The organism is Streptomyces anandii JCM 4720 (assembly GCF_014650655.1).
Taxonomy (GTDB): domain Bacteria; phylum Actinomycetota; class Actinomycetes; order Streptomycetales; family Streptomycetaceae; genus Streptomyces; species Streptomyces anandii.
In genome coordinates this window covers 423,415-430,961 of record NZ_BMVJ01000004.1, presented here as the reverse complement: position 1 = coordinate 430,961, position 7,547 = coordinate 423,415, and the positions used below count along the sequence as shown (strand labels likewise).

The window sequence follows — 7,547 nt, the reverse complement described above, 5'->3', positions numbered from 1 at the left end:
CTTCGCCATGGCCAACGCCCACCCGGAGGTCGTCCGCCGGGCCCGTCATCTGGCGCCGTCGAACAACGACAACGGCGTCCTGCGCACGGTCGCCCGGCTGCTGCGTCCGCCGATGGCCGGCATCGGGGACTGAGCACGGTCCGTGAGCGGCCCGGGGGTCACTCCGTACGGTCGCGCCGTGCGCGCTGGGCCGTACGGAACCCGGTGAGCCGCCGCGCGGCACGGTCCCGCAGCCGGCGCCAGGCCCGGCCGCAGCGGTCGGCGAACTCGACGTAGCGTGCCCCGCTCCCGGCGGGCGGGAACCCGAGGCGTGCCCGGACGCGCCCGAGGAGGCGCACGACGTCCGGCAGCGGTGAGGGCAGCGGGCCGGAGGCCGCCTCCGGGTCCTCGTCGCTCAGCGTCATGCGCAGGCCGCCGGCGTGCGACGAGGTCAGGTTGTAGAGAACGGCGACCAGCGTCGCCAGCGCCGTGCCCAGGACCACCTCGACCGCCACCGCGGCGACGGCGACGAGCAGCGCCCAGCCGGCCGGGAGCCAGGGGTCCTGGCCCGTCACCTTCAGAACGATCCAGACCACCCCCAGGGCGGCGCTCACGCACACCCCGAACCCGAACAGGGCCCACGCGCCCGCTCTGAGCACCGACCGGGGGTCGGCGCCGGATATGTGCACGGGCAGGGGGCCCTGCGACGGCGGCGGGTTCAGCGGGTTCAGCGGGTCCAGCGGGTCCTCGGGGAGGTCGTCCGGGCCGGGCGGGCCGGGCGGGTCGGCGACGGCAGTGACCTCGCCGGCGTCGGTGAGGCCGGGAAGTTCCGCGGCCGGGGCGGGGCGGGGGCGCCGGGCTGGGCTCATGCCTGTCTCCTCGTGGTGCGGGGGCGTGGCGGCTCGGAACGGCGGGGAGTCAGGCGGCGGTGCGTGCGCGGTGGCCGGCCGTGGCGAGGACGTGGTGCCGGGTGATCCGGCCGATCTCGTGCCAGAACGGCTTCGCCGTCAGATACACGCCGAGCGCCGAGAGCACGCCGAGGCTGACGTCGACGCTCAGCCGGCCCTCCTTGGCCCAGTACACGTCCTGGAGGTCCAGCAGCAGCGCGAACTCGTCGCAGATCAGCGCGGTGCCGCAGCCGTACGCGGCCGCGACGGCCGGGTGCCCGACGGCCTGTTCGTCACCGCGGACCGCGACCAGGCCGAGGCAGGCGAGCAGGGCGATGCCGAAGTCGTAGTGGTGCAGGTGCTCGCCGCCCACGGACACGTTGCCCCAGGGCAGCCAGCCGCCCCGGATGCCGTGCGTGATGATCCGTACGGTCCCGAAGGTCACGCCGAAGGAGGCCCAGGTGATCAGCAGCGAGCGCTGCACCGGGGTGAGGCGGGTCCGCGCCGCCTCGCGCCACCGGTCGGTGAGGAGCGGTCTGCCGCGATGGCGGCCGCGGCCGCGCCGGCGCGCTGCGGTGAGTCTCATGGCTGACCGGCCTCCCACGCCGAAGGGGCACCTGCAGACGGCCGACTGGCCGCCGGTGATACCGCCACTGGTGTGCGATTCCGACGCTATGCGCGCCCCTGTGACCCCGCACGCCTGCCGGGTGACCCGCACGGCCGTCCGGGTGACGGCGGCGCGACGGCCTTACGACGGTCGTACGACGGCGGCGCTGCGGTGGCACGGCGGCGCACCGCGATGGGGCGCGAAGCCACGGCGGCGCACCGCGATGGGCGGCGGCGCGGTGCTCAAGCCGCGTGGGCCAGGCACTCCTCCACGACGTGCTTGTCCAGGGCCGCGCGCACCAGCGCGGCCGCCAGAGCGGCGGGGTCGGTGCCGCCGGCCAGACCGGCGAGCCGGCCGGCGTCCTCGGGCAGGCCGAGGCGGCCGGCGCCGGAGAGGGTCTTGGCGTCCAGGTACGGCGCCACCTCGGGCCACACGGCCTGGACCTCGCGCAGGAAGATGTCCGCGCCGGCCGGGCCGAGCCCCGGAACCTCCCGCAGCAGGGCGCGCAGCTCGGGGACCCGCCCGTCGCCCTCCGCGCGCAGCCTGCGCAGGTCGCCGCCCCAGCGCTCGAGCACCAGCTCGGCGCCGTCGCCGAGCTGGGTCGCCGTGCGCTCGTCGTAGCGCCGGTAGCCGCCGCGGCCCAGCGCGTCCACGCGGGCCTGCCAGTCCGCGCCGGCCATGCGGCGCGGATCGCGCAGACCCGCCTCGGACAGCGCGCGGGCGGACGCGACGGCCACCGAGCCGCGGATGCGGGCGCTGAGCAGGACGGCGAGCACCAGCAGCCGGTACAGCGGCTGCGGGGTGTTCCTCAGGGTGATGCCGGCCTCGTGCGCGAACGTCTCGCCGTGCACCCTGACCAGCTCGTTCAGGACCCTGGCGTCCCGGTCACGGCTCACCGGGCCGCTTTGAGGGGATCGTGGCCGAGGGTCATCAGCCGGTGCCGCCTTCGGGTGTCCTCGGCGTCGCCGGACTCGGGCTCGGGTTCGTTCTCCAGGTCCGCCTGGGCGACGACGGCGTCGACGACCCTGCGCATCACGCGCAGGTCGTCGTCGGTCAGGTCGGTGCGTCGCTTCTGCAGGATGGCGAGCACGTGCTGCCCGGTGGGCGTGCCCGCCTCCTGGGGGAGCGGCTCGGCGTTCTCGTCGGCGTCCCGGACCCGCAGCCAGGCCGCCAGCTCGGCGGAGGTCATGTTCACCACGCGGTGGAAGTCCTCCCACAGCGCGTCGAGTTCGAGGGCGTCGGTCATCGGTGCCTCTTTCGTTCGTCGTGCGGGGAGCGTGCGGGGCCGCGCCGGTCAGTCGTCGTGGGAGACGTTCTCGGCGGCGAACATCCAGCGCTGCTTCTCCAGCTCGGCGGTGACGGCGATGAGCAGGTCCTGGGTCACCGGGTCGGCCTTCTCGGTGGCGTCGATGCGCTCGCGCAGCCGTGCCACGGCGGACTCCAGGGCCTCGATCAGCACCTCGACGACCTCGGTGTCGCGTACCCAGCCGTCCTTGGGGCCGGGCAGCGTGAAGGCCGAGGCGATGGTCTCCGGGCGGCCGTCCGGGGGCAGGCCGAGGGCCGAGGAGCGCTCGGCGACCGTGTCGGCGAAGGAGCGGGCCGCCGCCACCACCTCGTCCAGCTGGAGGTGGATGGAGCGGAACCGCGGCCCCACGATGTTCCAGTGCGCCTGCTTCCCGATGAGGGAGAGCCCGAGGAGATCCACGAGGGTGTTCTGCAGCGCCTCCCCGGCGACCCGGCGGGCGGAGTCGGGGATCGTGCTCTTGACGACAGTCATACGGTGCTTCTCCTTGCGGAATCGTCTCTGGCGGTCCGGAGCAGTGCGAGGCGCTCCTCCTCGCCGGTCCCGCCCCACACACCCGAGGTCTGTCCGCTGCCTAGCGCGAAGGACAGGCACTGGGTGATCACCGGGCACCGGGCACAGACGCGTTTGGCGGCCGCGGCGTCCCGCAGCGCCGGTCCGTGTGTGCCCACGGGAAAGAACAGTTCGGGGTCCTCACCCACGCAGGCGGCACTGCGCAACCACTCCATGGGGGCGCGGGTGCCCTGCGCGGACCACGGCAAACGCCCCGGCGGGCCCCGGCGGGGCGCCCTGACCGGGCGGGCGGCGCCGAGCGTCCTCCCCGGCCGGCCAGGGCGGTGGCGCTCAGTGCCGCAGGGCGCCGTCCAGGAAGACCGTGAGTTCCGCCAGCACCCCGGCCCTGTCCGTCTCGTGGAACACCTCGTGGCGGGCGCCCGCGTGCACGCGCTCGGTGAGGGCGCCGCCGAGCCGCTCGACGCCGACGCGGCTGCCGGCGAGCGGGACCAGCCGGTCGTCGTCGCCGTGCAGCCACAGCACGGGCAGCGAGCCGACGTCCCCGCCCTCGTCGACGGTCCGCAGCATCCGCGCGAACGCCTCCACGGTGGGCCGCTTCATCGGACCGTGCCACACCAGCGGGTCGGCCGCGTAGGCGGCGCCGACCGCCGGGTCCCGGGACAGCGCGGCTGGGCTGATCGGCGTGTCGGGGATCTCGTCCAGTGCCAGCAGCCGTCCGGGCAGCTCCCAGGCGCCGATGACAGGGCCGGACAGCACGAGCGCGGTCAGCTCCTCGCGGTGGCGCTGGGCGTAGCGGGCGGCGATCAGGCCGCCCATGGAGTGACCGATCAGGACCAGCGGCAGTCCGGGGTGCGCGGCGCGGGCCATGTCGGCCACGAGGTGGACGTCGGCGACCACGTCCTCGAAGTCCTCGACCACCACCCGCTCGCCCTCCGACCTGCCGTGCCCCGCGTGATCGGGTGCGTAGACGGCGGCGCCGTGCGCCACCAGCGCGTCGGCCACCCCGGCGTAGCGGCCGGAGTGCTCGCCGTAGCCGTGCACCACGAGGACGGTGTACCGGGGCCGTGGATGCGGCCACTCCCGGACGAAGAGCGCGCCCCGCGCTCCGGTCAGGGTGTGCTCGCGGGACCCGGCAGGACCGGCGTCCGGGTGCTCGCGGGACTCGGGCATGGCTCCTCCATCTGCGTCGGTGTGGCCTCGACAGCCTCCGGCGGGATCTTCCCAGGGGGCCGTACGGAGGTCTATAGTCAAAAACTAGCAGTGCTAATTAATGGATGCTGAGGAGTTTCTCCGTGCGCCCCGTCCACTTCGCGGCCGCCCGCCGCACCCCGATCGGCAAGCTGCGCGGCGCCCTGTCCGGCGTACGTCCCGACGACCTCGCCGCGGCCGTGATCCGCGCCCTGATCGCCGAGGTGCCCGGGCTCGACCCGGCCCGCATCGACGACGTCTACTGGGGCGCGGCCAACCAGGCCGGCGAGGACAACCGCAACGTCGCCCGGATGGCGGCCCTGCTCGCCGGGCTCCCCGAGTCCGTCCCGGGCGCCACGGTCAACCGGCTGTGCGCCTCCGGCCTCGAGGCCGTCACCACCGCCGCGCGCACCATCGCCGCCGGAGAGGCGGACATCGTGCTCGCGGGCGGCTCGGAGTCGATGAGCCGCGCGCCCTTCGTCCTGCCACGGCCCGACGAGGCGCTGCCGCACCGCATCGAGACCCACGACACCCGGCTCGGCTGGCGCCTGGTCAACCCGGCCATGAAGGACCTGCACGGCCTGCTGTCCATGGGCGAGACCGCCGAGGAGGTCGCCGCCCGGTACGGCATCCCGCGCGAGCGGCAGGACGAGTTCGCGCTGCGCAGCCACCAACGGGCCGCGGAGGCGCGCAAGCTGGGCCACTTCGACCACGAACTGCTGCCCGTCGAGCGCCCCGACGGCGTGGTGGTCGACCGAGACGAGTGCATCCGCGAGGACACCTCCTACGACAGACTCGCCCGCCTCAAGCCGGTGTTCCGCGCCGGCGGCACGGTCACCGCGGGCAACGCCTCCCCGATGAACGACGGCGCCGCGGGCCTGCTCCTGGTCAGCGAGGAGGCCCTGAACGAGCTGGGCCTGGAGTCCCTCGGCCGGTATGTCGCCGGTGCCTCCGCGGGCGTTCACCCCGACGTCATGGGGATCGGGCCGGTCCCCGCCACCCGCAAGGCGCTGGCCCGCGCCGGCTGGAGCACCGGGGACGTGGAGGAGGCCGAGTTCAACGAGGCGTTCGCGGCCCAGGCACTGGCCTGCGTCGACCAGCTCGGCATCGACGAGGACCTGGTCAACCCGAGCGGCGGCGCCATCGCCCTCGGCCACCCGCTGGGCTGCTCCGGCGCCCGCATCCTGACCACCCTGCTGCACCGCATGCGCCGTACGGGCGCCGCGCGCGGCCTGGCCACGATGTGCGTCGGCGTCGGACAGGGCAGCGCGCTGCTGGTGGAGCGGCACTAGGCGAGAGCCGCGCGCCACGCGCACCGACGGGGGGCCTCCCGCGAGGGAGTCGGCAACGGGGGCTTCCCACAAGGAAGTCAGCAACAAGAGCCGCAACGAAACGGAGCACCCCCTCCATGGCAACCCTCTCCGTCGCCGCGATTCTCGCCGAGAACGCCCGGCGCCGCCCCGACCGGACCGCGCTGGTCGAGGGCGAACTCAGGCTCACCTTCGCCCAGGTCTGGCAGTGCGCCCGCGCGCAGGCCGGGGCGCTGGCCGCTCTTGGTGTGCGGCCGGGGGACCGGGTCGCGCTGATGGCGCCCAACACCGCCGAGTTCCCGCAGGCCTACTACGCGATCGCGGCCGCCGGGGGAGTCGTGGTCCCCGTCCACCTGCTGCTGTCCGCCGAGGAGGCCGAGCACGTCCTGCGGGACAGCGGCGCCACGCTGCTGCTGTGCCACCCGGCGCAGGCGGAGACCGGCGGGGCGGCCGCCCGCGCCGCGGGCGTTCAAGTGGTCACGCTGGGCGCGGAGCTGGAGATGCTGGCGGCGGACGCCGAGCCGCTGCGCTCGTATGTGACCCGCGCCGCCGACGACCCCGCCGTCGTCTTCTACACCAGCGGCACCACCGGCGTGCCCAAGGGCGCCGTGCTCAGCCACTTCAACCTGGTGATGAACGCGACGGTCAACGCCTTCGACGCCAACGACATCCGCCCCGACGACGTGGCCCTCGGCGCGCTGCCCCTCTTCCACGCGTTCGGGCAGACGGTCTCGATGAACTCCACCTGGCGGGCCGGCGCGACGCTCGTGCTGCTGCCCCGCTTCGACGCGGCGCGCGCGATCGAGCTGATGGTGAAGGAGGGCGTGAACACCTTCCACGGCGTGCCGACCATGTTCGTCGCCCTCGCGGCCGCGGCGGCCGAAGCCGGCGCACTGCCCGGCCTGCGGGTGTGCATCTCCGGCGGCGCCTCGCTGCCCGTGGCCGTGCTGGAGCGGTTCGAGGCCGCCTTCGGGGCGCGGATCCACGAGGGGTACGGGCTGTCGGAGACCTCGCCGACGGCGACCGTCAACCAGCCCTGGTTCGGCACCAGGCCGGGCACCGTCGGCCACCCGCTGTGGGGCGTCGACGTGGAGATCGCCCGCGCGGAGGCCGAGGACCGCGTCGAGCTCCTGCCGCCCGGCGAACTGGGCGAGGTCGTCGTGCGCGGCCACAACGTGTTCTCCGGCTACCTCGGCCGGCCCGAGGCCACCGCCGAGGCGCTCGTCGACGGCTGGTTCCGCACCGGCGACCTCGGCACCAAGGACGACGAGGGGTTCCTCAGGATCGTCGACCGTAAGAAGGACGTCGTCATCCGCGGCGGCTACAACGTCTACCCGCGCGAGGTCGAGGAGGTGCTGCTGCGCCACCCGTCGGTCGCCCAGGTCGCCGTCATCGGCCTGCCCGACGAACTGCACGGCGAGGAGGTGTGCGCCGTCGTCGTCCCCGCGCCCGGCGCCGCCCCCGACGCGGCCGCCCTCACCGAGTGGTCGAAGGAGCACCTGGGCCGGCACAAGTACCCGCGCCGCGTGGAGTTCGCCGACGCGCTGCCCCTCGGACCGAGCATGAAGGTCCTCAAGCGCGAACTGCGGGCGCGGTACGCGAAGACGAGCTGACGGGGCCGCCCGGCCGTAAGGCGGCGCGGGCAGGTGCCACCAGGCGAGACGGTCCTCACGGCACGCGGTTGTCCGGACATAGGATCGGTGGCCGCATGAACACGATGACGCTCTGGCACATATCCGGCTGGGGATTCGCGGCACTCG

The 7,547-nt window shown here is 74.6% G+C and carries 10 protein-coding genes; 3 read left to right on the top strand and 7 right to left on the bottom strand.

Translation table 11 applies throughout. The features are described from left to right. Positions 1 to 133 (top strand): HAD hydrolase family protein (locus IE249_RS36865; RefSeq protein WP_229858087.1); only part of this gene is annotated, 133 nt, incomplete at its 5' end. Positions 134 to 158: 25 nt separating this feature from the next. Here IE249_RS36865 and IE249_RS10645 read toward each other — a convergent pair. From IE249_RS10645 to IE249_RS10615, 7 genes are all read right to left on the bottom strand, one after another. Further along, positions 159 to 848, bottom strand: a complete 690-nt coding sequence (locus IE249_RS10645; RefSeq protein WP_189704517.1) for a DUF3566 domain-containing protein — start codon at positions 846 to 848, stop codon at positions 159 to 161. Between the two features lie 49 nt (positions 849 to 897). After that, positions 898 to 1,452: a hypothetical protein gene (locus IE249_RS10640; protein WP_189704516.1), complete on the bottom strand. Its 555-nt coding sequence runs from the start codon at positions 1,450 to 1,452 to the stop codon at positions 898 to 900. 263 nt (positions 1,453 to 1,715) lie between these two features. Next, positions 1,716 to 2,369, bottom strand: coding sequence for an HhH-GDP family DNA glycosylase (locus tag IE249_RS10635; RefSeq protein WP_189704515.1), 654 nt, complete (start codon positions 2,367 to 2,369; stop codon positions 1,716 to 1,718). After that, positions 2,366 to 2,719 carry a DUF3140 domain-containing protein gene (locus IE249_RS10630; protein WP_189704514.1) on the bottom strand — a complete coding sequence of 118 codons (354 nt, stop codon included), beginning with the start codon at positions 2,717 to 2,719 and terminating at the stop codon, positions 2,366 to 2,368. The genes IE249_RS10635 and IE249_RS10630 overlap by 4 nt, the downstream gene beginning before the upstream one ends. A gap of 48 nt (positions 2,720 to 2,767) precedes the next feature. Further along, positions 2,768 to 3,250, bottom strand: coding sequence for a Dps family protein (locus IE249_RS10625; protein ID WP_189704513.1), 483 nt, complete (start codon positions 3,248 to 3,250; stop codon positions 2,768 to 2,770). After that, positions 3,247 to 3,504, bottom strand: coding sequence for a WhiB family transcriptional regulator (locus IE249_RS10620; protein WP_189704512.1), 258 nt, complete (start codon positions 3,502 to 3,504; stop codon positions 3,247 to 3,249). The genes IE249_RS10625 and IE249_RS10620 overlap by 4 nt, the downstream gene beginning before the upstream one ends. 115 nt (positions 3,505 to 3,619) lie before the next feature. Next, entirely contained in the window at positions 3,620 to 4,459 is an 840-nt protein-coding gene (locus IE249_RS10615) for an alpha/beta hydrolase (protein ID WP_189704511.1), read from the bottom strand. 122 nt (positions 4,460 to 4,581) lie between these two features. Here IE249_RS10615 and IE249_RS10610 point away from each other — a divergent pair, with 122 nt between their 5' ends. Together IE249_RS10610 and IE249_RS10605 are read left to right on the top strand one after the other, a co-directional pair. Further along, positions 4,582 to 5,769, top strand: coding sequence for a thiolase family protein (locus IE249_RS10610; RefSeq protein ID WP_189704510.1), 1,188 nt, complete (start codon positions 4,582 to 4,584; stop codon positions 5,767 to 5,769). 116 nt (positions 5,770 to 5,885) lie between these two features. Continuing rightward, positions 5,886 to 7,400: a long-chain-fatty-acid--CoA ligase gene (locus IE249_RS10605; RefSeq protein ID WP_189704509.1), complete on the top strand. Its 1,515-nt coding sequence runs from the start codon at positions 5,886 to 5,888 to the stop codon at positions 7,398 to 7,400. Positions 7,401 to 7,547 lie beyond the last annotated feature (147 nt).